This is a genomic window from Glutamicibacter endophyticus, assembly GCF_048457885.1.
In the GTDB taxonomy this organism is placed as follows: domain Bacteria; phylum Actinomycetota; class Actinomycetes; order Actinomycetales; family Micrococcaceae; genus Glutamicibacter; species Glutamicibacter endophyticus.
The window spans coordinates 656,067-678,795 of the sequence record NZ_CP174200.1; the positions used below are offsets into that span (position 1 = coordinate 656,067).

Annotated in this window: 23 protein-coding genes and 1 riboswitch; of the genes, 12 read left to right on the forward strand and 11 right to left on the reverse strand. The window is 61.1% G+C overall.

What is annotated here, in order from left to right; genetic code table 11:
- Positions 1 to 17 precede the first annotated feature (17 nt).
- A complete protein-coding gene (locus ACJD00_RS03170) occupies positions 18 to 689 on the forward strand; it encodes a flavin reductase family protein (RefSeq protein WP_418908449.1) in 672 nt (223 codons plus the stop codon).
- Here the strand turns inward: ACJD00_RS03170 and ACJD00_RS03175 are convergent.
- Positions 686 to 2,218, reverse strand: a complete 1,533-nt coding sequence (locus ACJD00_RS03175) for a deoxyguanosinetriphosphate triphosphohydrolase family protein (RefSeq protein ID WP_418908450.1) — start codon at positions 2,216 to 2,218, stop codon at positions 686 to 688. The genes ACJD00_RS03170 and ACJD00_RS03175 overlap by 4 nt on opposite strands.
- Before the next feature lie 67 nt (positions 2,219 to 2,285).
- A complete protein-coding gene (locus tag ACJD00_RS03180; protein ID WP_418908451.1) occupies positions 2,286 to 2,861 on the reverse strand; it encodes a YdeI/OmpD-associated family protein in 576 nt (191 codons plus the stop codon).
- A gap of 124 nt (positions 2,862 to 2,985) precedes the next feature.
- On the opposite strand from ACJD00_RS03180, the gene ACJD00_RS03185 reads away from it, so the two are divergent.
- Complete coding sequence (locus ACJD00_RS03185) at positions 2,986 to 3,135, forward strand: hypothetical protein (protein ID WP_418908452.1); 150 nt, start codon at positions 2,986 to 2,988, stop codon at positions 3,133 to 3,135.
- Between the two features lie 408 nt (positions 3,136 to 3,543).
- The gene (locus ACJD00_RS03190; protein WP_418908453.1) at positions 3,544 to 4,038 is read left to right on the forward strand and encodes a hypothetical protein; all 495 of its coding nucleotides are present in this window, start codon (positions 3,544 to 3,546) and stop codon (positions 4,036 to 4,038) included.
- A 512-nt stretch (positions 4,039 to 4,550) separates the two neighbouring features.
- Here ACJD00_RS03190 and ACJD00_RS03195 read toward each other — a convergent pair.
- A complete protein-coding gene (locus ACJD00_RS03195) occupies positions 4,551 to 5,528 on the reverse strand; it encodes an SMP-30/gluconolactonase/LRE family protein (protein WP_418908454.1) in 978 nt (325 codons plus the stop codon).
- A 138-nt stretch (positions 5,529 to 5,666) separates the two neighbouring features.
- Here ACJD00_RS03195 and ACJD00_RS03200 point away from each other — a divergent pair, with 138 nt between their 5' ends.
- The 4 genes from ACJD00_RS03200 to ACJD00_RS03215 all read left to right on the forward strand — a co-directional run bounded on the left by ACJD00_RS03200 (position 5,667) and on the right by ACJD00_RS03215 (position 8,238).
- Positions 5,667 to 6,857, forward strand: a complete 1,191-nt coding sequence (locus ACJD00_RS03200) for a sensor histidine kinase (RefSeq protein ID WP_418908455.1) — start codon at positions 5,667 to 5,669, stop codon at positions 6,855 to 6,857.
- Positions 6,854 to 7,477, forward strand: a complete 624-nt coding sequence (locus ACJD00_RS03205; RefSeq protein WP_418908456.1) for a response regulator — start codon at positions 6,854 to 6,856, stop codon at positions 7,475 to 7,477. The genes ACJD00_RS03200 and ACJD00_RS03205 overlap by 4 nt, the downstream gene beginning before the upstream one ends.
- Before the next feature lie 46 nt (positions 7,478 to 7,523).
- The gene (locus ACJD00_RS03210; protein WP_418908457.1) at positions 7,524 to 7,820 is read left to right on the forward strand and encodes a hypothetical protein; all 297 of its coding nucleotides are present in this window, start codon (positions 7,524 to 7,526) and stop codon (positions 7,818 to 7,820) included.
- Between the two features lie 160 nt (positions 7,821 to 7,980).
- On the forward strand, positions 7,981 to 8,238 hold the full coding sequence (locus tag ACJD00_RS03215; protein ID WP_418908458.1) for a hypothetical protein: 258 nt from the start codon (positions 7,981 to 7,983) through the stop codon (positions 8,236 to 8,238).
- 302 nt (positions 8,239 to 8,540) lie between these two features.
- Here ACJD00_RS03215 and ACJD00_RS03220 read toward each other — a convergent pair whose 3' ends face one another.
- Positions 8,541 to 8,918 (reverse strand): ArsR/SmtB family transcription factor, encoded by a 378-nt coding sequence (locus tag ACJD00_RS03220; protein WP_418908459.1) that lies wholly within the window; start codon positions 8,916 to 8,918, stop codon positions 8,541 to 8,543.
- Between the two features lie 86 nt (positions 8,919 to 9,004).
- On the opposite strand from ACJD00_RS03220, the gene ACJD00_RS03225 reads away from it, so the two are divergent.
- Positions 9,005 to 10,243, forward strand: a complete 1,239-nt coding sequence (locus ACJD00_RS03225; RefSeq protein ID WP_418908460.1) for an MFS transporter — start codon at positions 9,005 to 9,007, stop codon at positions 10,241 to 10,243.
- Between the two features lie 204 nt (positions 10,244 to 10,447).
- Complete coding sequence (locus ACJD00_RS03230; protein ID WP_418908461.1) at positions 10,448 to 10,969, forward strand: hypothetical protein; 522 nt, start codon at positions 10,448 to 10,450, stop codon at positions 10,967 to 10,969.
- 263 nt (positions 10,970 to 11,232) lie between these two features.
- On the opposite strand, the gene ACJD00_RS03235 is transcribed toward ACJD00_RS03230, so the two are convergent.
- The 7 genes from ACJD00_RS03235 to ACJD00_RS03265 all read right to left on the reverse strand — a co-directional run bounded on the left by ACJD00_RS03235 (position 11,233) and on the right by ACJD00_RS03265 (position 18,449).
- Positions 11,233 to 12,102, reverse strand: a complete 870-nt coding sequence (locus ACJD00_RS03235; protein WP_418908462.1) for an ABC transporter permease — start codon at positions 12,100 to 12,102, stop codon at positions 11,233 to 11,235.
- Between the two features lie 230 nt (positions 12,103 to 12,332).
- Positions 12,333 to 12,977 carry an ABC transporter ATP-binding protein gene (locus ACJD00_RS03240; protein ID WP_418908463.1) on the reverse strand — a complete coding sequence of 215 codons (645 nt, stop codon included), beginning with the start codon at positions 12,975 to 12,977 and terminating at the stop codon, positions 12,333 to 12,335.
- Positions 12,974 to 13,753 (reverse strand): peptidoglycan-binding protein, encoded by a 780-nt coding sequence (locus tag ACJD00_RS03245; protein WP_418908464.1) that lies wholly within the window; start codon positions 13,751 to 13,753, stop codon positions 12,974 to 12,976. Before ACJD00_RS03245 ends, ACJD00_RS03240 begins: the two co-directional genes overlap by 4 nt.
- Positions 13,754 to 14,042: 289 nt before the next feature.
- Positions 14,043 to 14,747 (reverse strand): hypothetical protein, encoded by a 705-nt coding sequence (locus ACJD00_RS03250; RefSeq protein ID WP_418908465.1) that lies wholly within the window; start codon positions 14,745 to 14,747, stop codon positions 14,043 to 14,045.
- 1,086 nt (positions 14,748 to 15,833) lie between these two features.
- Positions 15,834 to 16,364, reverse strand: coding sequence for a flavin reductase family protein (locus ACJD00_RS03255; protein WP_418909293.1), 531 nt, complete (start codon positions 16,362 to 16,364; stop codon positions 15,834 to 15,836).
- A gap of 34 nt (positions 16,365 to 16,398) precedes the next feature.
- Positions 16,399 to 17,439, reverse strand: a complete 1,041-nt coding sequence (locus ACJD00_RS03260) for a methionine synthase (RefSeq protein ID WP_418908466.1) — start codon at positions 17,437 to 17,439, stop codon at positions 16,399 to 16,401.
- A 17-nt stretch (positions 17,440 to 17,456) separates the two neighbouring features.
- Complete coding sequence (locus ACJD00_RS03265) at positions 17,457 to 18,449, reverse strand: DUF1852 domain-containing protein (protein WP_418908467.1); 993 nt, start codon at positions 18,447 to 18,449, stop codon at positions 17,457 to 17,459.
- 123 nt (positions 18,450 to 18,572) lie between these two features.
- On the opposite strand from ACJD00_RS03265, the gene ACJD00_RS03270 reads away from it, so the two are divergent.
- From ACJD00_RS03270 to ACJD00_RS03280, 3 genes are all read left to right on the forward strand, one after another.
- On the forward strand, positions 18,573 to 19,514 hold the full coding sequence (locus ACJD00_RS03270; protein ID WP_418908468.1) for a LysR family transcriptional regulator: 942 nt from the start codon (positions 18,573 to 18,575) through the stop codon (positions 19,512 to 19,514).
- A 239-nt stretch (positions 19,515 to 19,753) separates the two neighbouring features.
- Positions 19,754 to 19,844, forward strand: a riboswitch (SAM riboswitch).
- Between the two features lie 283 nt (positions 19,845 to 20,127).
- On the forward strand, positions 20,128 to 21,453 hold the full coding sequence (locus ACJD00_RS03275) for an O-acetylhomoserine aminocarboxypropyltransferase/cysteine synthase family protein (protein WP_418908469.1): 1,326 nt from the start codon (positions 20,128 to 20,130) through the stop codon (positions 21,451 to 21,453).
- Positions 21,450 to 22,652, forward strand: coding sequence for a cystathionine gamma-synthase (locus ACJD00_RS03280; protein WP_418908470.1), 1,203 nt, complete (start codon positions 21,450 to 21,452; stop codon positions 22,650 to 22,652). Before ACJD00_RS03275 ends, ACJD00_RS03280 begins: the two co-directional genes overlap by 4 nt.
- Positions 22,653 to 22,729: the final 77 nt, after the last annotated feature.

Below are 22,729 nucleotides of genomic sequence, written 5' to 3' on the forward strand. Positions count from 1 at the left end.
TCGAACAATGGTGAACTATGACTGACACACCAACTCAATACGAGCGCCCGACCACGGACCTCGGTTCGGCACACCGAAGCATCACGCCCTCCATTTTGTATTTTGGAACGCCGGTCGGGGTCATCTCGACTCTCAATGAGTCTGGTTCTACGAACCTCGCGCCGATTTCCTCCTACTGGGGTCTGGATGATTTGCTGGTCATCGGTCTAGCGGCGACGGGGCATACCGTGGCCAACCTACGACGGCACCCCGAACTTGTCCTCAACCTCTGTTCTGTCTCGCAGTGGGAGAGCGTTGAATGCCTCGGGCGGCTGACTGGCGCACACCCCGTGCCGAGGCAGAAACCGAGCGGGACGCAATTTGCTGCGGATAAGTTCGGCGCTGCCGGATGGACACCGCTTGCCTCCACCTCTGTCATTCCGGAGCGAGTGACCGAGCTTCCGGTGCATCTCGAAGCAGCGGTAACGGGTATTCGGGACGAAGCCGACCAACTCGCCGTCGTGTTCGCACGGTGCCAGGCAGTGCACGTGCTCGACGAGCTTACGGTCGCCGGGACCTCACACATTGACCCGGGGAAATGGAATCCACTGATCTATAACTTCCGGCACTATTTTGGGCTTGGCACACGACTCGGAATCGCGGCGCGCGCCGAGGTGCGTGCCGCGGGACGTTGCGAAGTGGAAGCCTAGAGCCCGCGCCCGGCTTCCCATAGCGCCTCGGAAGTGCCCGACAGCATCGAATTAATCGAGATGGCCTGCGCATCGGTCAGCGACGCAATATAGTCCACGATGGCCCGCGCCTGACCGAGCCGGCGAATCTCTCCGGCATCGGTCTGCGGCAAGAGCTCGGGAGCATCCGCGAGCACCTGCTCGTATTCGACGGTGGCCGCTTCGATGGAGTCCAACAGACGCCGCGGGGCGCGCGCCGCATCGTGTGGATCGTTGAGCCAGGCGTTGAAGCCCTCGGCCAGCGAGCGCAAGATCCTCGTTTGGCCCCGCTGATACACCGCCAGATCCGGGCGGTCGAGCACGAAGCGTTCGTGGACGAATTTGAGCACCACCACGTCATGCCAGGCCGCATCGCCCAGCCGGGCATGTCCACTGCGCACACTCGGTTGGCGTTCCACGGTCACCGAGGCCTGGAGCCGGGCCATCCAACGCCGGGTGAACGCCTTGACCATGCGGTCGGCGTCCAGCCCGCCGTCGTATGGCACCGCCAGCAACCCGTCGACCAGGTCGTGTCCCACACGCTGCACCGACTCGCGGAAGGCCTGAGCATCGGCGATCCACGGATCTTTCGCCTGAAGGTGACGCCAGGTACGCTCCAAGGCATGGCCCGGGCGACGCAGATCCAACTGGGTGATGTCCAGTGCCGCCAGTTCACGACCGTGTTCGAGCCAGCCGCGGAACTCCTGCGAAATTTGGGTGTACTGCAGAATGCCGGCACGATAAAAATCATCGAGATCGTGCACCGCGTAGGCGATATCATCGGCCAAATCCATCACCGAGCACTCAAGGGTTTGCTGGTGCGGCGCGATGGCACCGAAGACCGAACGCGCATCGGCCATTTCGGCGGCCTCAATGGCGTAGGCCGAGAATTTCGCCGCCCCGATCTGCGGGGTGATCCCCACCCCACGCGGCAGGTCGTGCGGTTCGGCACGAGAACCGGCGAACTCGTGGCGGGTCCACGGGTACTTCAGTACCGCGGCACGCACCGCGCGGCTCAGATTCAATCCGCGCGCGGTGGCATCACAGCTATCCAACGCGGTGAGAATCCGGAAGCTCTGCGCATTGCCTTCGAACCCGTCCGGGAGCCCCAGCATGCCGCGGGCAACCCGGTCCAGCTCCTGCTCGCCCAGATGCCCGAATGGCGGGTGCCCCAGATCGTGGGCGGCCGCGGCGGCCTGCACCACCACCGGGTCGCAACCGCCGAGCTCGCGCACCAGGGCCACGGTGCGCTCATCGGCGTTGTTCAGCGCGATGGCAATGGTGCGCGCCACCGCGGAAACCTTCAGCGAATGAGTCAACCGGTTATGAATCAACGCCCCGGAGCCAGCTTGCGGGATCACCTGAGTGACCGCGGACAGCCGCGAAAAATAGGGGGAGAAACGGATGCGTTCAACATCGACACGGAATTCATCCGCTCCGGGCTGCGCCGCCTCGGGGATCGTCCGATCGCGGCCACCGGTGGTGTGGTTCATCTGCCTACTGCTGCTCATAGTGCCTTCAGCCTATGCGACGCCTGCCCGTGCAAGCAGGAACAACGCCATATTTGTGCTCGACGGTCTATCCCGTGGGCCCCTGCCCTTGCTCCAGGTCGGCGAGGAATTTCTGCAGCCTGGCCGTGCGGGTGCGTTCGGTGCGGGCAATCATCAACTGATGCAAGATGTGATATCGGGGCTGGGACTTCAGCGCGGCGAAGGCGGCCGCCGCCGTCGGTGAAGCATCCAAGGCGGCCTGCAGATCCTCCGGGACCGTGGCGGTGGCCTGCCCCTGGTAGGCCTGCTCCCAGCGGCCGTCGGCTTTCGCCTTGGCAACTTCGGCCATTCCGCGCGGACGCATCCGCCCCTGCGCGATGAGTTCTTCGACGAGCTGGGTGTTACGTTCGGACCATACCGATCGGGCCCGGCGCGGCGTGTAATGCTGCAGGAAGGTCGCATCGTCACGGCTGCGACGGCGCCCGTCGATCCAGCCGCTGCACAGAGCCTCGGGAAGCGCCTGATCCACCCGCAGAGTTGTCGGGGTGGTGGTGCCCTTTTTCGCCACCACGAGCCACACCCCGTCGCTGGACTCCTCGTGCTCGTCCAGCCACGCCCGCCACGCGGCGACGTCGGGCAGGATCATTTCCGCAATCTCGACCATGGGCACATTGTCACCCGGCGGCGCGGATAAAGCCACCGGCGGCCTGCGCGAATTGCCGGCACGCCGAGATTCGCAGTGAGGGGAGCTGGCGTCGCAGCCTATTCATCGCGGTATCCACTTAGGAGTGTTCGTCCTAGCCAACGCGCTGGCGCAGCATGGGAAGCTCAGTGCGGAGGAAGACCAACACTGGCGGGCCGTGAACGTTTGGTACACCCAGCGGTTGCACTCCACGCTGAGCTACTGCACGCCGGTGGAGTTCGAGGAACTCTATTAAGCCGAAATCAACGGCTCGTCGCTCGACGTTGCCGTTAGTAAATTAGCGGCATAGTTTTCGGGACGATTCAGGTTTCGTCTGACTTTGGAGCGAGGTGACTCGCCAAAATTTGGTTATTCTGGCGCTGCTTCGATAAAAATAGTCCCTGTTAGACGTCCTATGGAATGTCTATGCCAATGCTTTGGTGCGCGTGAGTGCACGGGATCCCATGGATAGTCGGGGAAATCTGACTCCGCGGCAGGTTGTTGGATTATGAAGCGTGTAACTTTGCGGTTCGGTGTTGCGGCGTTGACGATATGTTCGACGGCGCTGGTTGGAGGCGTTGCGAATGTTGCCACGCAGTCGTAGCCTGACGCGGTGGAACCCGCGTCAGCGCCCGGCATTAACGCGAAGGGCGTGAGTGTGGATATGTCTATTGTCGACTTAAAAACCCTTGACGCTCAGGAGCGTCATGCCCTGGGGGCTCTGGCTCAGCATGTTGAGCAGCAGGGTGGCCGTGTCATTCTTAGCGTGGACTCCGTAGAGTACATGCCCGAGCAAACTGGGATCGCGACAGCGGCAGCCAAGCTACCAGGCGGGTGCCATCTGGAAACGGGCTCCTACCACTCGCCGAATAGCCGTAACTACAGCAAACTGCTCGGGGGAGTCATGAACCATTGTGATGGCGCGTTTTCGCACAAGCTCGATATTGATACCCGAAAGACGAAGGCTGGTGCGCCAGACAGTGGAACGATCGTGGCCAACAAAATGACATTCGACGCTGACGTAGACGTGAGCCACACCTGCAAAACCGGAATCGTTGCAGAATTTAACGCAGTATCTGAGGGACGAGTCACGAATGCTGGTACGCGCTATTTGGCAGAGCGAGCAGCCGGGTGGAGGCTTTTTCCCTGTGGTGGCTAACAGACCAGGCGGAGGGAGCTTCGCAGAATACACTCAGGACGGGCACCTTGAACCGGCGTTCAGAGAACACCGGTTGTCAGTATTACGCGAGCAATGCCTCCCGCTGCCCGAACTAGGAACTGTCGTTTCGTCTATGTCGCAGGCTATCGGCCGTAATGTGCATGAAGACATAACAGCGCATCATCTGAGTGGACTTGCTATTTCCTACCTCGAATCACTGAGAGGTCAGCAACTTGAGAGGCCTCAGCAAAATGAGGCAATCATGAACGTGGCAGCTTCAGCGCTGTCTCTGCGCGAGCGGTTGGGGCTACCTAAAGATGTAGAGACGGTGGATTCTATGCTCTGGAGGGTCTACCTATACTTCCTCCTTGAGGAACCGTCAGCGAAGGAATTGTTGGACGATCTGCGTAATTAGAGGTACTCCAACCTTCTGACGATTCTGGCCGGGAATCGAAAACGTACTAAATCGTGTGGGCAGGGTGAAAGCCCTGCCCACACGATCTTTAGCGGCCTTAGTCGGCCAGCGGTTCGGTGATGATCTGGAAAGGCCCGGTGGCCACGGCTTCGTCGAACTTCGAATCCACGTACAAGCTTTGCCCGTGAAGCTTCGCCACGGTGGTCAGCACGCGCTGCGGGTCGGTGGCCCGCTGACTGATCTGCCGGACCTTGGTGCCATCGGCGCTGACCTGCAGTTCGGTGAGTAGCTGGCTGAAGTTTTGCACCACGCTCAACCGGTTCCCCTCGCGCAGTAGCCCATCGGCGTTGACCAGGTTCAGGCCAGTGGTGTCGATTTCGCTCACCTTTCCGGTGCGTGCCTCGAAACGGAAGAGCTTGCCGGTGTTGCCCTGAGCGACGATGAAAGCCGAATGATCGGCGCTAAGCACGATCCCGCCCAGGTTAAAACCCTCGCGGCGTTCGACCAGCTCGCCGGCGTCGGCCCAAAGCTCGACGGAGTACGCCTCGTCACTGGCCGCCACCCGGAAGATCTGCGGGTCGTTGGAATTGGTGAAGTAGGCCGCCCCATCGGCCCCGATGGTCACATCGTTGAGGAACACATCGTCCCCCGGGGCCTTCAGTGCGGCCAAGAGCTCACCGGCCGGGCTGTAGACCCACAAGTCCGGGCGCTCATTGCCCAAACCGTTGGGGCCACCGGCGATATAGACATTACCCTGAACGTCCACGGCGATGCCGCGGGCGGTGTAGCGACCGTCGGTGCCGTCGCCGGCCAACCATTCCTCGGTCTGCGCCACCCCGGAGAAACCGCGGTGAATTTCCCCGCCGGTGACCTCGGAGACGTAGAAGCTGCCACGGCGCTCATCGGCGCCGATGCCTTCAAACTTCGAATTGCCCTCGGTGCTGGTCAGCTCGTAGTTGGTCACCCGCTCCTTAGCTGCGGCCGGTGCGGCGAGGGCCGAGCTGGCGATGCCGCCGGCCAGTAGCGTGCTGGTGAGGATGCTGGAGGCCACAACGGCCTTCGGTGAAATACGCAAGGTGCGCTCCTGTCGCTTGGTGAACTACTTTCTATCCTCCCGGCGTGGCACCCGTGGGGGTATCGGGCAAGCGGCCACCGGTAACTAGCCGATCGGACGATAGTGTGCCGCCGCTCCCGGGACGTAATCTAGGAAGTTATGGACAACGAACACCGGTCCGCGCGGCGCGGCATCCTCGGGCAGTTCTCCCGGCTCGACGGCTGGCTACACCTGATCTTCCTGGTGTTGGTGACCACCAGTGCGCTGCGCTATCACTTCCGGCACGACCTGTTGGCCGACGGCTGGTTGATTCTTGTCGGTGCGCTGGCCCTGGTGGTCGGCTACCTGCTTCGCCCGGTGGCGGCCGCGCACCACCTGACGGTGGTTTGGAGTCTGTCGGTGGTGCTGCTCTGGGCCGCGCTGACGCTCAAGGCACCCAGTTTCGCCTGGTGTGCGGTGCCCATCGCCTTCGCCGTTCTTCAAGTGCTCAGCTTTAGGGTGGCCACCGGCATTGTGGTGGCCATGATGCTCACCGTGAGCGTGGGTTGGCTTCGCGTGAGCCACGATGTGGATCCGACCCTGGTGGCCGGGCCGGTGGGCATCGGCCTACTCACCCTGATCGCCTACCGGGCCCTGGAACGCGAGGCCGCCGCCCGGCAACGGCTGGTCGATGACCTGTTGCGGGCCCAGGAACGCCTAGCCGAGGCCGAACGGCAAGCCGGGGCACTGGCCGAACGTGCCCGCCTCTCCCGCGATATCCACGACTCCATCGGGCAGGACCTGTCCAGCATCAACCTGTTCCTGCAGGCCGCCGAGCAGTCCTGGGGCGAGCCGCAATCCCGCGAGCGGGTGCACACCGCCGCGCGTACCGCCCGGGGTGCCTTGGACGCGGTGCGCCGCGTCGTGCACGACCTTGCCGATGAACGACTGGCCGGGGCCGCCGCACCGGAAATCACCCGCCGGCTCCAGCAGATCGCTGAGCAACCCTGCGGCGATACCCGGGTGCAGCTGCGCGTCGACGGGGCCAGCCGCCCGCTCTCGGCCCCCTTAGCCGAGGCAGTGATCTTCACCGTGCGCGGAGCCTTGGCCAATGTGCGCGATCACGCGCGGGCTGAACGGGCCATGATCACCCTGACCTACGACGATGACCGGCTACGCCTTGATGTGCGCGACGACGGATGCGGCTTTCAGCCCGGCACGATCCGGGCCCCACGCAGCGGAAACATGCGCGGACACGGGCTCGCCGGACTGCGCCAACGCGTCAGCGCATTGGGCGGTACCCTCGAACTAGATAGTTCCCCTGGCGAGGGGACCACTCTCTCGGCCGTTTTCCCGCTGGAGGCTTCATGATTCGCGTAGTGCTGGTTGACGATCACCCGGTGGTCCGCGCCGGAATCAAGGCCCTCTTGGAAGGGGCCGAAGACCTCACGGTCGTCGGCGAGGCCCACGACGCCGACAGCGCCCTTCAGGTGGTCACCGAGCAGACCCCGGACGTTGTACTCATGGACCTGCATCTAGGAGCCGGCCCCGGTGGCATCGAGACCACCACGCGGGTACGTGCCCTGCCCGAAGCCCCGCAGGTGCTCGTGCTAACCACCTACGACACGGAGTCGGACATTCTCAAGGCGCTCGACGCCGGCGCGCTGGGCTACCTGCTTAAGGACGCTCCGCCGGCCGAGCTCTTCGCCGCCGTGCGGCAGGTCGCCAAGGGCGATACTGTGCTGGCTCCGACGGTGGCAGCCACTCTGGTACGTCGTAGCGCCAACCCGGCCCCAAGCATCACCGCCCGCGAGGTCGACGTGTTAGAACTGCTGGCCAAGGGCATGGGCAATAAGGAGATCGCCAAGGCGCTGTTCGTCTCCGAAGGCACCGTGAAATCACATCTGGCGCACATCTACACGAAGCTGGGCACCGACACCCGTGCCGGGGCGGTGGCCGCGGCCATCGAGCGACGCATCATTCGCGCCTAGTGCGTGCCACCGGGCGCGGAATCGACAGGAGTTGCGCGGCGGCAACGTGAGCGGCGTGGTGGTGCGCCGCGGTCAGACCGTGCGCGAGCCTTGGACCTCTGGCAGCGCCAGCGTGCAGCACTATCTGCACGCCCTGCACCGAGCGGGAGTGGACGTGCCCGAACCACTTGGGCAAGACGAAGCCGGCCGACAGGTTCTCGAATTCATTCACGGGGCACTAGCGATCGACTCGGCGCCACTGACCGGTAGCGAGTTGCGCCGCGTCGGGGCGCTGGTGCGCCAAATTCACGACGCGAGCACCCCAGCTATCTCCCGCCTAAGGTTGCGCTCTGGGAGGCGGTAATTCCTGCCCCGGATGAAAACTGATATGCCATAACGACCCGGCACCGTGGAACCTGGTGCTGGGAGCGCACTGGACGTTTATCGAATAGGATGGCGCCGGGGACAGCACCCGGCCATGGGATCTGGCCTATGCCGCGCTGGCATTCACCCTCAACGATCCGATGCAGGATCCGGAACTCGCCGCGGCGAATCTGGCAGCCTTTGTCGATGGCTACGCGGCCTCAGCAGATTTTCGCACCCAGCTACCGCCTGTCATGGCCGAACGTGCAGAGGCTGTGTACCGGTTACTCCACGATGAACGTCGTAAAGGGAAGGAACCCTTGGGGACCATGTTTACCCAAGGACATGTCGAGCACTGGCGCAAAGCCGCGGACTACGTGCGCACGTATCAGAGCGACTCGGTGTGTGCCATAGCATGACTCACCTCAAAGAGAAATGGACCACGTTGGACTGTCGATACATGCATGCGTGGGCTGCCCTCTATGGGTCATCTGACCATCCCACTGCGACGGTTCACGCGTGTTTTTGGGCGCGTTCGGAATCATTCTTCATTTGACATGCAGGGTCGGTAATACATCTGGCCTGCGTCTTCGATGAGCGGATTGCTTCCCAGTCAAATTCTGGCACGTCGACTGACCAAGCTTTCCTTGTGTTCTTGACGACGCTCAAGGTGTCCCGGGTAAATGCCTAGGATCTGGCATTGATGGCCCCAATTCGCCCCTTACTGGGACTCTTCTGGGTCTTGCCAATCCAATATTAATTCAATGAGTCCTGGGAACCGATCGTTTAAGTCCACTGTGCGCACTCTACTTCGGCGCTCAAGCCCATATTGGCGCTGATTGATAAGTCCTGCTTCTCTAAGTGCTTTGAAGTGGTGAGTTAATGAAGACTTTGGCCTGTCGAAACCAAACCAACTGCAGGAATGATCAAAATCGTCAGAAGAAGTCAGTAGCCTCTGCATGATGCGCAATCTGAGCGGATCCGAGAGAGCCGCAAGAACTTTCTCCAACCTCAGCTCGTTGCTCTCCGGCTGAGGGAGTGGTTCTGGAACTCCTTGCGGGATCTCCTGCTCGATGTAGGTCCTCGCTAGCTTCTTCATGGATTCAATATTACCTACAGTTCGAAAATAGTCGTACTTTGAGTCAATCTAAGCTACGCTCGCTCTTGTACGAGAAAAATCGAACTATGGAGTCAGGTGTGTTAACTCAGACGAGCCCCCGCAATCTAACGAGGTCCCTGGCAGCCGCGATCGTAGTCATTGCTGTCTTTGCCCTTTCCAACGCCGCAACACCGTTCTACGTCCAATGGCAAAAAGCTTGGGCGTTCAGTTCAGGAACCCTGACCATCGTGTTCGCCACTTACATCGCTGGTCTGATAGGCGCACTACTCTTCGCGGGAAGAATTGCTGATGAAAAAGGCCGAAAAGTTGTCCTCATCCCAGGGCTGGTGCTGGCCTTGGCATCGAGTGTGATCTTTCTAGTTGCCAACAACGTCCTAGCGCTGATCATTGCGCGACTTTTCGCCGGAATCTCCGTTGGCGCAATCGTGACGGCCGGAATGGCCGCCGTGGTCGACCTCGCCCCTGAACAACGCAAACGTACCGCGTCACTGATTGCCTCATCCGCTATGGTCCTCGGCGCGGGCCTTGGCCCACTGCTAGCCGGTGCCGTTTCTCGCTACAGCTCCACCCCACAACCGTTGGTCTTCGGCTTACTCGTGATTACGAGCGCCATCGCTTTAGTCGTTGCGTGGACTCTCCCGTTCCCGGCTCCTGCCTCTGTCAAGAAGTCTCGGTGGCATTTCCCCGCGCCACCAAAAGAAAACTGGAGGGAAGTCTCATGGGGAATCGCCACGTTCGCACCAGGAATCACTGCGACATCCTTTGTGCTCTCCTTAGGGCCGTCAGTCCTTAGCAAGGTCCTAGGACAAACAGACGCATTGCTGGCAGGACTAATTGCCTGCTGCATGTTCCTCGCTGCCACAGGCGTTCAGTTTGCTCTCGCGAAAATCTCCACTCGAAACCACCTACTTCTAAGCTCCAGTGCAGCACTGGTTTCGACGGGCCTGCTCATCATGACGGTCAGCAACGCGGGAAGCCCTGTTGTTTTCTTTGTATCGGCGCTTTTGGCGGGAGTCGCTCAGGGACTGGGGCAATTAGCGGGTCTCACACTCATTGCGACGAACGTCCCGATCAGCCATCGGGCCGAATCCAACGCGTCGCTGAATATTGCAGGATACATCCCAGCCGCACTGCTCCCGGTACTCACCGGGTATCTCTCCGACGGAGCTGGGCTACCAGTTGCTGTGGCCACCTTCGCAGTCATTCTGAGCGTGGCGGCAGTTATCGCGTTAGTAGCTGTTCGAATCAGTAGCCAGGTACTCACGGCTAAGGCTGAATCAGACAATGAACCTGCATCAGCGTGAAAGCCCCAATTTTCGCTGGACACTCAAACCCAGAGACCTTGAGGGCCAATGGATCCCTGGATCGAGGTGAACCGTGCTTGCATTATTCGGCGCGAGCGACTGTGGTGACGTCGCAGAAATGCGTAAATCGTCCACGCTGGGACAGTCGAACAGCCCCTTGCTACAGTGCAGGCATGTCTGTCGGTGAGTTCGGAATCTTTCTCAATGGGCCGTACGGTGTCGGTAAGACGTCTGCCCTTGCACATCTGGGGGGACCGCTTCGAGGGTGCCGGGTTGCCTTTTGCGCTATTTGACGTGGACTGGTTTCACTGTTCTTGGCCGGTTGCGCCAGACGACCCGGCAAATACCGGTGTCGAAGCCGAGAATATACGAGCGGTCTGGCAGAACTATCGACGTAGCGGCTCGAAGACACCAATCATTGCAGGTGTCATCGAAACAACGGGAGACCACGAGCGATATGAGACTTGCTTTGGCCTCGATCTGGCTGTTGTGCATTTAGACGCATCGTTTGAAGTGGCTGCTGCAAGGCTTCGAAAGCGGTATGCGGCGGGTAGAAGAAACGCACTGCGCTGGCATCTCGAAAACCACCAAAAACTTACAGAGCGCCTTAGATTCGCATGCTCCTGCGAACTAGTTATCGATACCGACGACAAAAGCTCTGAACGGGTCGCTGACATCGTCTTTGAACAGTTCTCCCCACGTTTACTACCGCCGTCCACGGATTGAGGCACTACTGAGAAAATGCGCCGGTAATTCAGACTGTAAGTAGGAGGTCGGGCCCTAACGATGGCTTCTTGCTCCATCACATGCCCGACTATCGTAGACTTTGGCAAATACCGTGGGTGCGGCTTAAAACGATCTCGGGCAATAAAGTGGCGATCGCAATGATGGCTGGCGAACTGATCTAGCGTGTTTTACCCCTGGAGATCGTTGCAGTTCATGGCTTCGTAGCGCTCGGCAACCATCATGTAGACCTGCGCATCTCGCGCTTACGGAGTACGCAGTACCTTGACCGGATCCGCGTGTGCGGCATACGCAGCAGGCACTAAGGTGCTGACTCCAGCGGCAAATAGCGCGAGAACTAGGACGCCGATACAGAATCCCATCGGGGGAGTTGTACCTGAGCCAATCGTGATTCCCAAACCTGCGATCACGCCCGACAGTGTGCCGAGAACAGCAGGTATCAATGTCCTTAACAACATGAGTTGAATGATGTCACTTCGGGCTGCGCCCAATGCTCGCCGGCGGCCAAGGTCTTTGCGCCTCACGAGGATGTCGGCGAAGACCACGACGGCCACCAAAAGTGCGCCGATGCCGATGGAACCATAGAGCATCGAGCGGCCGAAGGCTCCGAGATCGCCGACGATCTCGTCATGTAGTTGCGCCAGTTGAATCGGCGAATGAACCGAGATGGATTCCGGATCTTGCAACTGACCAAAGAGCCCGATGACCGATCGCTGAGCAACCGCGGCTTGGCTGGCATCACGCAGAATCAAATGCAGATTCGTTGCGGTGCTACCTATTGGAGCTTCGAAGACCACTCCCTGGGCCATATCATCGAACGGATCGAGTGGGGTATAAGACCCGACAATTGCATAGTCCACCGGTAGTTTGGTGTTGGAAATTTCAACAGCTCCTACAGGTTGTTGCATTCCGAGCTTTGCCAGTGCGGTGGTGGAGACCAGCGCTTCCCCAGGACCCGGGTAACGACCAGATTCCAAGTGGACGACCGCTGTGATGTCTCCGATGACAGCCCAGGCGGGTACCGGTTCTGCCCCGTCACCGATAGCCGCGTTCTTGACGTCAATCGGCGAACCCAGTCCCACAGCCCGGTCGGCCACGGAGAAGTCTGCTGCCATTGAAATGAGTGAAGAATTGATCAGACCATCTGACTTCTTATCTGTCACCACTAGTTCTCTGGCGCCCGCGGAATTGATCCGCTGCGCTACCTGTTGTTCCGCGGCGGCCGTTCTTCCTACGGTGGATATGGTCATAATGCACATTGCCGCCGTGATCAGGCAAACTAGAGCGGAGGGCACCTTGCTAGCCCATGCAGTGGCAAGTGCTTCGCGCAGAAGAGACCGTAGGCTCATAGTTCTAGCACCTCATCTGCCCGGCTGATGACATAAGGATCGTGGGTGGCGACAACAATAGTGCGCTGCTTCGCCTCGGCTGCCTCGCAGAAAATATCTAGGACTCCGGCCGCGTTGGCTGGATCGAGGTTTCCTGTCGGTTCATCCGCCAAAATCACCGAGGGGTTGTTGATCAGAGCGCGCGCAACCGCAACGCGTTGAGCCTGACCACCGGAGATCTGACCGGGCTTGTGGTCACTGCGTGCGGCTACGCCGAGTTGTTCGAGGAGTTGAGCCGCCCGATCTAAGGCGATCCGGCGCTCAACACCAGCATAAATCGTTGGCTCAATAACCGAGTCGATGATGGTTCGTGACGGGTCAAGCGAGGAATCTTGGAAGACAAAGCCCAGCTGCTGAGCACGCACCTTGGAACGAGTAGAGTCCGGTGCCTTCGACTGGGACTGTTCGTGGAGAATCACCTCGCCGCGACTGGGGGTCAGCATTAGGCCCAGCACGTAGAGGAGTGTGGATTTACCTCGTCCTGAGGGGCCAGTGAGAGCGGTGACTTTCCCTGGAGCGAATGCGTAGTTGAGTCCGTTAAAGAGTTCCTCAGAATCTGTGGTGTAGCGGAATCCTAGATCTCTGACGCTAAGGATGCTCACTGTTCCTCGCTGCGGGCGTTGAGCACCTGAACGTTGGTGCCTTCCTTTAGGCCGGTGACAATGACGATTCCTTGCCCGCTAGCAACGATTTCCACCGGGGCCGTGCCATCCTCGGTCACGACTTCGGCGCTTCCCTCCGGGGTAGTTGATACCGCTGCAGCCGGGATACCGATGCCTTCAGTTTCCGGGACCACGGTGACCTTGGAGCGTAAAGTGACATTGCTTCCGGCCGGTAGCTGGTCGCATTCAGTCCCGCAGACCGCCTCACCGTTCGGGGCGGTGAGCGTGTGGACGACATTGTTTGATTCGTCGGTGGAGGTCTGCCCAATCTGCGCTTTCCAGGTCAGCTTTTCGTGCTGAACCTCAATGGCAGAATCCAAGGGAATCAAAGCCGCCTGATCTGCAGTGAGTGACATGGTGAAGCTTCGGTCCCCGCTGGGCGCCAGTACCGCGTCTTCGCCACCGGCTAACGTCTTGCCGGGCTTGATTGCTTCGTCAAGGTCCACCTGCCCGGGCAGCGAGGGGATCGAAACTAGCCGTCCCAGTGGAATGATCCCATTGGGCTTCTGTTTGGTTGCCTTTTGCCACTTCTTGATAGCAAGTGTGGTCTGTGAAGTGAAGCGAGAGTCCGGGGTGCCGGTGAAATGTCCTTGATCCTTGAGGAAGTCTTCCAGTTGCTTCACATTCTCGCCGGAAGCCCCGGGGCCCATGTCCTGGTAGTAGGGCATCTTGCCGGGAATGACGTAGACGTTCGTTCCTGCCACTGAATAGAGCACATCGCCAGGGTTCTTGGACCCGGGAAATACTTCAGATACGACCCCTGGTATGTGGTTGCTGGCAACGAGTTGAACTGGCTGTTTGACGGTGGTGCTGAGGTTCAGCGAAGAACCGATCGATGAGGGTTTTGCTTTGATCCAGACAGATTGCGAAGCTTCGGGGGATGCGTTGGCACTTTGGCCTACAAGAGTCGCATTAATCGCCCAGCCGAGAGCTCCGAAAGTAATGGCAACGAGGAGCATGAGCGACAGGAATCGCGACGACAGTCCTTTCTGCCCGGAGGCTTTCCTAGTTCCCATAAAGTTCCTCCGCCGCTGGCATGGAAGGACAATTCTGGTTCATGGAGTTCACATCGGCAGAGGAAAGGTCGATTGCATCGTAAGGGGTCCACGGGTTTGCACCACTAGCGGTACCTTCAACATAGGTCTCTTCGCTGGGCAATTCGCCTGGTTCAAAGCCGAGGCCTTTTAGGCATGGGATAAGTGAATCTCGGTAGTGCGCATAGATAGTGTGCAGTTGTGTGCGCGTGAATGCCTGACTGTATTTCAGGTCCATGGGGTACTGAAGCTCGCAGGTGTATCTTGCTTCTGCGGCCGCTTGTTCCTGGACCTCTGTGATTTTGGTGGAGAACGACCCATCGTCTTCTAGCGTGCTGGGGAAGCCCAGATTCGTCATGCACTGAGCTTGTTCTGAGGCCCAGTCTTCTTGAGATACGAACCGGATTCGCTCGACGTCAGGCCAAGAGGAGAGCCCGCTTGCCTTTTTCTTGGCTTCAACGAAGTCCTCCCATGTGTATTCGGCGTGGCCGCCGTTGTCGAGGGGATCATTCTTGTCGCTTGCCGCCGGAGTCTGCGAGCTTGTCGGCGTTACAGACGGGGTGGCAACTGATGGATTACTTTGCTCAGTCGTAGGACTGCTGCTGCTACATGATGCTAGAGCGAGCGAAACTACCGCGGTAACGCCCAAAGCGCGGAGCGTGGTGCTTCTAAACATGGAGTTCACCTTCACGAACGGATGCATCGAGGATGGCGTTGTCGCAAAGGCGCAAACTGAGCCGCGTCTGTGACCTGCCTTACTCCGCAGTATATCCATTAGGGGCGTTTATTTTGTGAGGGGACTCAGTATCTAGAAGAGATACATCTGAGGTGAGGCGTTTCGCGGGACGTATTCATGGTCGTTGCAATATATATGACATTGGGAGTGCACGTTGCCAAAAATGCCTTGCTAATAACAGCCCCGACATCTCGCGCGAATGCAGAACTTGTTTCGCGAGGCACTTCAGTGACTGATTTGTGTTCCGCCCACCGTCCGCATCATCGTTACGAGACTAGTGCGCAATTCTTGGAGGGTCCAGGCGTGGAATTTGAATGAACCTATCAGTTCGTCATTTGCTGATTTGGGCGCGGAGGGATAGGTCCCTCATTAATGCGCGGGGAAGGCTACAATGCTGGCCGCCTTTTCTCAAAATGCCGTGGCGCGTTGACTTATCAAGTTTCGGCTGGGTGACTGTGCCCGGTGCCGACGTGGTGTAATCCAACTCGGGGCAGGATGAATACACGGCTTTGGGTGGAAACAAGGTATCTCGGAAGGAAGCGGCGAGGAAATCCGAGGCATGATGCTGAGAGCGTCAGGAGCCTCGCAAAAGAACCGTTATCACTAGGCGTAACGCGTTCGTTCAACCAAACCTAGCGGTTAGGCCCCTTTTTGTTCGCTCGTGCAATGGAATCACGACCTGTGCGGGAAACCTAGCGCGATTAACTCGCTTGAATCTGTACCACCATCGTGAAATGCCGGGTGAGAAACGGGTAAATCAGGTATAAGCGTGAATCGCATTTATAAGTAATCTAAGGCAGGTCGAATTAGTCGACCAAAGTGGTTGTAGGGTCGTGTGCGCGACGTGGATCTATGAATGAGCAGTGTTTCGAAAATGCTCAGACTTAGAAACGACGTCGCGCTACCGCAGCCGCATTCTGTCACCGTCTGCGCCGCGGTTCCAGCGTCCTACAGATCTCGCTGTGATTCGCCGATACTTTCTGGAAAAGCACGGTGCCGGAAACGGGGCAGGTCACTAGAACGTCCTCAGCCGTCGAGGCGGGAATGATCACCTAGGCGGTGCCAGGTGCGGTTGTGATAGACCAGTGCATCTCCAGCGCCGCCCGGCTGCGCGTCGCGCGCAATCTGCGATTCCACTGCGCGGGCGACCACAATCGTCGAGGTTCCGGCCTGCATCCGATCGACGATTACGCAGCGAACCCAAGCGCGCACCCCGTCAAACACGGGTTCGCCGGTCTCCAGGCGTGTCCAGGTCTGGGCCTGCGCGAAGCGATCGATGCCACTGGTGGCACCCAGCTTCGCCACCTCCACGTCGTTGCCGTCGAGGAAATGCACCACAACACTCTCGGCCCGCAGCAGAGCCTCGGCGGTCGAGGAGAGCGACGAGATCGAGAACACGAGCAGTGGAGGCTCTGCGCTCACCGAGGCGACCGATGAGGCGGTTAGGGCCACCGGCCCGTCGCCAGCATCGGCCGTGATGACCGTGACGCCGCTGGGGTGTCCGCGAAAGACGGCCTTGAAGTCCTCGGCGGCCAGAGAGGATGCCGAAGCGTGCATAGCGTCACCGGTCGGTGCCTCGGTGGTCGTAATTTCAGACGTGGGCACCGACAAGCTCCTCGCGGAGGATGGAGGCGCCCGCGCTCAGTGCGCTCAGCTTAGCCAGCGCAACATCCCGGGGGAACGGTGCCATACCGCAGTTGGTGCTTGGGATCAGCTTGTCCGCGTCGACGTACTCAAGCGCCGACCGCAGCGTCTGGGCGACCTCGTCCGGGGTTTCGATCTCCACGTTGGCCACGTCGATCGCTCCGAGCATGACCTTCTTGCCGCGCACGAGCTCGACAACCTCGAGCGGAACGTTCGAGTGATGCGACTCCAAGGAAACGGTGTCGAGGCAGGAGCGCTGTAGCAGCGGGAAGGACTTCTCGTAGTGGCGCCACTGGGTGCCGAGGGTCGCCTTCCAATCGTTGTTTGCCTTGATGCCGTAGCCGAAGCAGATGTGCACCACGGTCTCGGCCTTCAGTCCCTGGCAGGCACGTTCCAGCGCCGCGACGCCCCAGTCGGCGACCTCGTCGAAGAATACGTTGAACGCGGGCTCGTCGAACTGGATGACGTCGACGCCGGCGGCCTCGAGCTCCTTCGCCTCCTGATTCAGGATGGTTGCGAACTCCCAGGCCAGCTTCTCGCGGCTGCGGTAGTGCGCGTCGTAGAGCGTGTCGACCATCGTCATCGGGCCGGGAAGGGTCCACTTGATCTGGCGGTCGGTGCAGGAACGCAGGAAGGCCGCGTCCTGGACGAACACCGGCTTCTCGCGCTCTACGGCGCCGACGACGCTGGGCACGCTCGCGTCATAGCGGTCGCGGATGCGCACGGTTTCGCGCTTGTCGAAATCAACCCCGGTCAGGTGCTCGATGAAGGTCGTGACGAAGTGCTGGCGGCTTTGTTCGCCGTCGCTGATGATGTCGATGCCGCGGTGGGTCTGCTCCAGCACGGCCGCGCGCATGGCATCGTACTTGCCTTCGCGCAGTTCGCTACCCTCGAGTTTCCACGGGGACCAGAGCGTCTCGGGCTGAGCCAGCCAGGAGGGCTTGGGCAGGCTGCCGACGATGGAGGTCGGAAGTAACTTGTTAGTCATGGTGCGTCCTTGGGTCTTTAAGCGACGGGAGTCGGGTAGGCGGCGGCCCACTGCTCGAGTAGTTCGCGGTTCGGGGTGATGAAGTGCTCCTCGGTGTACCGGCCCTGCGTCGCCCCGAGACGGGTGCGCTCCTCGCGATCGTAGGAGATTAGGGTCCGCGAGAAATCATGTGCGTTCAGGCTGGGGCGGTAGACCGCCGGCGCGGCCGAGTTCGCATTGTAGATCTCGGGGCGGTAGATCTTCTGGAACGTCTCCATGGTGCTGATAGTGCTGATCAGCTGCAGGTTGGTGTAGTCGTTGAGCAGGTCGCCACGGAAGTAGAAGGCCAGTGGTGCCACGCTGCCGGCAGGCATAAAGTAGCGCACGCGCAGACCCATCTTCGCGAAGTACGCGTCGGTGAGCGAGTAGTCCTCCTGCTGGTACTCAAGACCCAAGACAGGGTGGCTATTGCCCGTGCGGCGGTAGGTCTTGGAGGTGGAGACGCTGATGCAAATCACCGGTAGCTGCGCGAAGTGCTCCTGGTAGGCCTCGGAGTCGAGGAAGTGCTGGAAGAGCTGACCGTGCAGGTCGCCGAAATCCTGCGGGAGCGCCGGGGTGCCCGACTCGTCGACCGCGGCGGGCAGGACCACGCTGAAGTCATAGTCCCGTACGTAGGAGGAGAAGTTATTACCGACGATGCCGTGGGTCCGGGTGCCGGTCTGCTTATCGAGAATCCAGGTATCGAGCACCTCGAGCAGCGGGAACTGCTGAGGCCCGTCGTTGGAGGTGAAGTGCACATTGGCCGAGATGATCTTCAGTTCGAGGGCGTAGCGGTCCCCGTCCGGGTTGTCCCAGTGTGCCAGCGCGTTGAAACGGCGGTTGATCATCGTCAACGCGTTGCGCAGGTTCTCCTGGCGGTTCTCACCGCGGGCCAGGTTGGCGAAGTTCGTCGTAATGCGCGAGCTCGCCGACGGGGTGTAGTGCTCGTCGAAGTCAGTGGTGCTGATGCTAAAGGTAAACGCGTGTGCCATGGCGGCCAATCTGGTGCTAGGGGGCCTGAAGTAAGGCCGGGGGAAGTCGTTTCGTCAATCATGCAGTGAATCGGCGGATATCAGGTAACTCGACGTGACTATGGATTCGTATAGACTAAATCTATGGCTCAAGGAGTGAACGGTCTCACGCTGCAGCAGTTGCGCTATTTCCTCACGGTTGCTTCCGAGGGGTCGATCTCCGCGGCCGCCGACCTGCTCTACGTCGCACAGCCAACGATGTCCGCGGCGATGAAGGAACTCGAAACCCGGGTTGGGCGCAGGCTTCTGGTCCGCTCCGCGCGGGGCGTGGCCCTGACCGTCGAGGGCGGGGAATTCCTCGGCTACGCCCGGCAGGTGCTCGAACAGGTCGAACTGCTCGAACAACGCTATCTCGACCGGCCGCCGGCACCCCGCCTCCTCGGGATCTCCACCCAGCACTATTCCTTCGCCGTCGACGCCTTCGTGAAGATGGTCCAGGCCAGCGGGGCCGAGCAGTACGAGTTCTCGCTGCGCGAGACACGCACCGAGGACATCATCGAAGATGTCCGCACACTACGCAGTGAAATCGGCATTCTCTACCGCAACGACTTCAACCGGAAGGTCATCGACAAACTGCTGCGCGAGTCCCGGCTGGTGTTCCACCCGCTATTCCTCGCCGACCCGCACATCTTCATCTCGCGTAGCAACCCGCTGGCCTCGCGGGAGCGGGCGACCCTTGAAGATCTCGAGGAGCTACCGCGGCTCACCTTCGACCAGGGGGCGAGCAACTCCTTCTACTTCGCCGAAGAAATCCTCTCCACGCTCTCGAGCAAACGCGAAATTCGGGTCTCCGATCGTGCAACCATCTTCAACCTGATGATCGGACTCGGCGGGTACACGATCTCGACCGGCATCATCAGCGACGAACTCGACCCCTCGATCGTGGCCATCCCGCTGGATGTGGACGAACGCATCGAGATCGGCTGGATCGACCACGCCGCGGTCCCGCTCACCGATCAGGCCCAGCGCTACCTCGACGAGGTGCGTTCGGTGGTCGCGAGCTTCGGAGTTCACCTGCTCGGCTGACGCCAACGCTCTTCCTGCGTGTCATGAACTGTCATCGGGCGACCCGGCGCGACATCTTTTGGCGCTCGAATCCCGGAATTTCGCGGATCTTGGCTCACCGCGCATGTCATAAAGAGGCGTTCACCGGGCCGTCAATATGACGACACTGCGACATATGACGCGGATTGGCGTTGTGTGAAGCACGCGGTTCGGTGCCGTTTGCCTCCTCGGGCGCCCATGCCGAACCATGGAATTACAACACCCCATCAAGAGCGACCGAGAGATCTGGCTCGTCGACGTCGCAGCAACCATCGGGAAACCGAAAGGTGCTACCGCCAGGAACGATGGAGCAGTTCCGACAACGCCCTTGGACGTTGCGCTGTGCCTCGTACCGTGAAGGGGAGGGCAGCAACCCTCCCTACCAGGTACCTCGCATAGACGCCGATCGGTGCACTCCCTCGTGTGACGAGAAACGAGGAGGAGACATGAGCGAAGCAATGGCATCGCCACCCCGCCAACACGCACCGGTGCGCCACGTCGCCACCAGTATGCAACGCACCGGCATGCGCATCAGCGCGCACGCCTGATCTCCGCCCACCCCACCCGACATCCAACCGGCAAGGAACACGCACATATGTCACAGCCGAACAGCACCTGGCACGGGGCCACCTCAGCAGTCCACGCCGGATACTCGCCCGAGGGCCCCTACCGTCCACTCACCGTCCCGGTCTACGCCGCCGCGGCCTACGAATTCGGCTCGCACGCCGAGGCCATCGAAAAATTTGCGTTGCGCGAACCCGGATTCACCTACTCCCGCACCGGCAATCCCACGGTCGCTGCCCTCGAAGCACGCGTCGCCACCCTCGAAGGCGGGGCCCAAGCGGTGGCCACCGCCACCGGGCAGGCCGCCGTCGCCCTCTCGCTGCTGGCGCTGACCCAGGGCGCGAAGCACATCGTCGCCTCGAATAAGCTCTACGGCGGCACCGTGGACCTGTTCACCGACTCCTTCAACGACTTCGGAATCCGCGTGAGCTTTGTCGACCCGGAAGACCTCAGCGCCTGGGCCGACGCCATCGAAGAGGACACCCGCGCCTTCTTCGTCGAATCGGTCTCCAACCCGCTGTGCACGCTGCTCGACCTGCAGGGACTCTCCGAGCTAGCACACCGCCACAACATTCCGGTGGTCGTCGACAACACGTTGGCCACCCCCGCGAACTACCGCCCGATCGAGCACGGGGCCGATATCGTCGTGCACTCGGCCACCAAGGCGCTTGCCGGACACGGCCAGGTGCTTGGCGGACTGGTCGTCGACGCGGGAACCTTCGATTTCTCCGACGCCGCACGCTGGCCGCAGATCGCCGCGCCGCGTCCGCGCTACGGGCAGTACTCCCTGCTCGAACGCTACGGCAGCGCCGCCTACGCCATGCTGGTGCGCTCCAAATTCCTGCATGACCTCGGGCCCTCGCTGTCGCCGGCCGCCGCCTCCGGCATTCTCACCGGCATCGAGACGCTCAATGTGCGCACCGAACGGGTGCAGCGTACCGTGCTGGAACTTGCCGAGGCCGCCGCCGGGCACGCGCTGGTGCGCCGGGTGCACCACCCGAGCCAGCCGGGGCACCAGGACCACGAGCTGGCCGCCCACGTCGCCCCGCGCGGCACCGGCTGCGTGCTGGCCATCGAACTGGCCGACGCCTCCCTGGTCTCCCCGGTGCTCGACGCCCTGCAGCTCTTCACCCTGGCCGCAAACATCGGCGACGTGCGCTCGATGGTGGTCCACCCGGCCACCATGACCCACTGTCGACTCAACGACGAACAACTGGCCGCCGCCGGACTCTCCAAGGCAACGCTGCGCCTATCCATCGGTCTCGAGGAGCCGGCCGACCTCATCGCCGACCTGTTCCAGGCCCTGGATCACGCCGCCGCACAGATCACCCTCGCCCCGGAAGGAGCCTTCGCATGAGCACCTCACCACGCCACGGATTCAACACCCTGGCCGTCCACGCCGGCCAAGGCAAAGACCCGCACACCGGGGCGGTCATCCCGCCCATCTACCAAACCAGCACCTTCATCCAAGACGGCATCAACGTGTTGCGTGCCGGGCATGAATACTCGCGCGGCTCCAACCCCACCCGGGGCGGCTTCGAAGAGCAGCTCAGCGCCCTCGAAGGCGGGGCCGCGGGTTTCTCCTTCGCCTCCGGCATCGCCGCCGAAGACGCCCTGCTGCGCGCCGTGCTCGCCCCGGGCGATCACATTGTGCTCGGCGCCGACGGCTACGGCGGCACCAACCGGCTGATCACCCGGTTACACCACAAGTGGGGGATCAGTGCCAGCACCGTGGATATCACCAACCTCGATCAGGTGCGCGGCGCGCTGCGCCCAAACACCGCCCTGCTCTGGCTGGAAACCCCCTCCAATCCGCTGCTGGGCATCGCCGACATCGCCGGGTGGGCGGCGCTGGCCCACGAAGCCGGGGCGCTGCTCGTCGTCGATAACACCTTCGCCACCCCCTACCTGCAACGCCCGCTGGACTTTGGGGCGCATGCGGTGGTGCACTCCACCACCAAATACATTGGCGGGCATTCCGACGTGCTCGGCGGTGCGGTCATCGTCGCCGACTATCTGCACCGCGGACAGTCGCTGGCCGAGGCCGTGGGCTACCAGCAGTTCGCCGGCGGCGCGGTATCCGGGCCGCAGGATAACTATCTGGCCGCCCGCGGGCTGAAAACCCTGGGGTTGCGCATGGAACGGCACTGCGCCACCGCCGGCCGCATTGCGCACTGGCTCACCGAGCAACCGCAGGTGGCCGAGGTCTACTACCCGGGACTGGCCGACCATCCGGGCCACGAACTGGCCGCCAGCCAGCAGCGCGGTTTCGGCGGAATCGTCTCGTTGCGGCTGCACAGTGAACCCGCCGCGCGGGCGCTGGCCGAGTCGATGGAACTGTTCCAGCTCTCCGTCTCGCTCGGCGGAGTGGAATCGCTCGTGTGCTACCCGCGGGAGATGACCCACGCCAGCCTGATTGGCACCCCGCTGGAAATCCCCGGCGAACTCGTGCGCCTGTCGGTCGGGATCGAGGATACCGAGGATCTGCTGGCCGACCTCGAACGCGGGCTGGCACTGGCCGAGCGCGCGGACCAAGGCGCCGTGCTCACCGTCTAACACGCCATCCAGGCGCGCCACCCCGGCGTTGTCCACAACTCGCTCGCGCCCCGATACCGGTCACGGTGTCGGGGCGC

Coding starts and splice junctions, on each gene's coding strand:
- ACJD00_RS03215 (WP_418908458.1), top strand. CDS start 7,981: ATGCAGGATCCGGAACTCGCCGCGGCGAATCTGGCAGCCTTTGTCGAT.
- ACJD00_RS03235 (WP_418908462.1), bottom strand. CDS start 12,102: ATGGCAGCAGACTTCTCCGTGGCCGACCGGGCTGTGGGACTGGGTTCG.
- ACJD00_RS03220 (WP_418908459.1), bottom strand. CDS start 8,918: ATGAAGAAGCTAGCGAGGACCTACATCGAGCAGGAGATCCCGCAAGGA.
- ACJD00_RS03170 (WP_418908449.1), top strand. CDS start 18: ATGACTGACACACCAACTCAATACGAGCGCCCGACCACGGACCTCGGT.
- ACJD00_RS03180 (WP_418908451.1), bottom strand. CDS start 2,861: ATGGTCGAGATTGCGGAAATGATCCTGCCCGACGTCGCCGCGTGGCGG.
- ACJD00_RS03200 (WP_418908455.1), top strand. CDS start 5,667: ATGGACAACGAACACCGGTCCGCGCGGCGCGGCATCCTCGGGCAGTTC.
- ACJD00_RS03250 (WP_418908465.1), bottom strand. CDS start 14,747: ATGTTTAGAAGCACCACGCTCCGCGCTTTGGGCGTTACCGCGGTAGTT.
- ACJD00_RS03270 (WP_418908468.1), top strand. CDS start 18,573: ATGGCTCAAGGAGTGAACGGTCTCACGCTGCAGCAGTTGCGCTATTTC.
- ACJD00_RS03255 (WP_418909293.1), bottom strand. CDS start 16,364: ATGCACGCTTCGGCATCCTCTCTGGCCGCCGAGGACTTCAAGGCCGTC.
- ACJD00_RS03275 (WP_418908469.1), top strand. CDS start 20,128: ATGTCACAGCCGAACAGCACCTGGCACGGGGCCACCTCAGCAGTCCAC.
- ACJD00_RS03230 (WP_418908461.1), top strand. CDS start 10,448: ATGGGCCGTACGGTGTCGGTAAGACGTCTGCCCTTGCACATCTGGGGG.
- ACJD00_RS03175 (WP_418908450.1), bottom strand. CDS start 2,218: ATGAGCAGCAGTAGGCAGATGAACCACACCACCGGTGGCCGCGATCGG.
- ACJD00_RS03280 (WP_418908470.1), top strand. CDS start 21,450: ATGAGCACCTCACCACGCCACGGATTCAACACCCTGGCCGTCCACGCC.
- ACJD00_RS03205 (WP_418908456.1), top strand. CDS start 6,854: ATGATTCGCGTAGTGCTGGTTGACGATCACCCGGTGGTCCGCGCCGGA.
- ACJD00_RS03190 (WP_418908453.1), top strand. CDS start 3,544: ATGTCTATTGTCGACTTAAAAACCCTTGACGCTCAGGAGCGTCATGCC.
- ACJD00_RS03265 (WP_418908467.1), bottom strand. CDS start 18,449: ATGGCACACGCGTTTACCTTTAGCATCAGCACCACTGACTTCGACGAG.
- ACJD00_RS03260 (WP_418908466.1), bottom strand. CDS start 17,439: ATGACTAACAAGTTACTTCCGACCTCCATCGTCGGCAGCCTGCCCAAG.
- ACJD00_RS03225 (WP_418908460.1), top strand. CDS start 9,005: ATGGAGTCAGGTGTGTTAACTCAGACGAGCCCCCGCAATCTAACGAGG.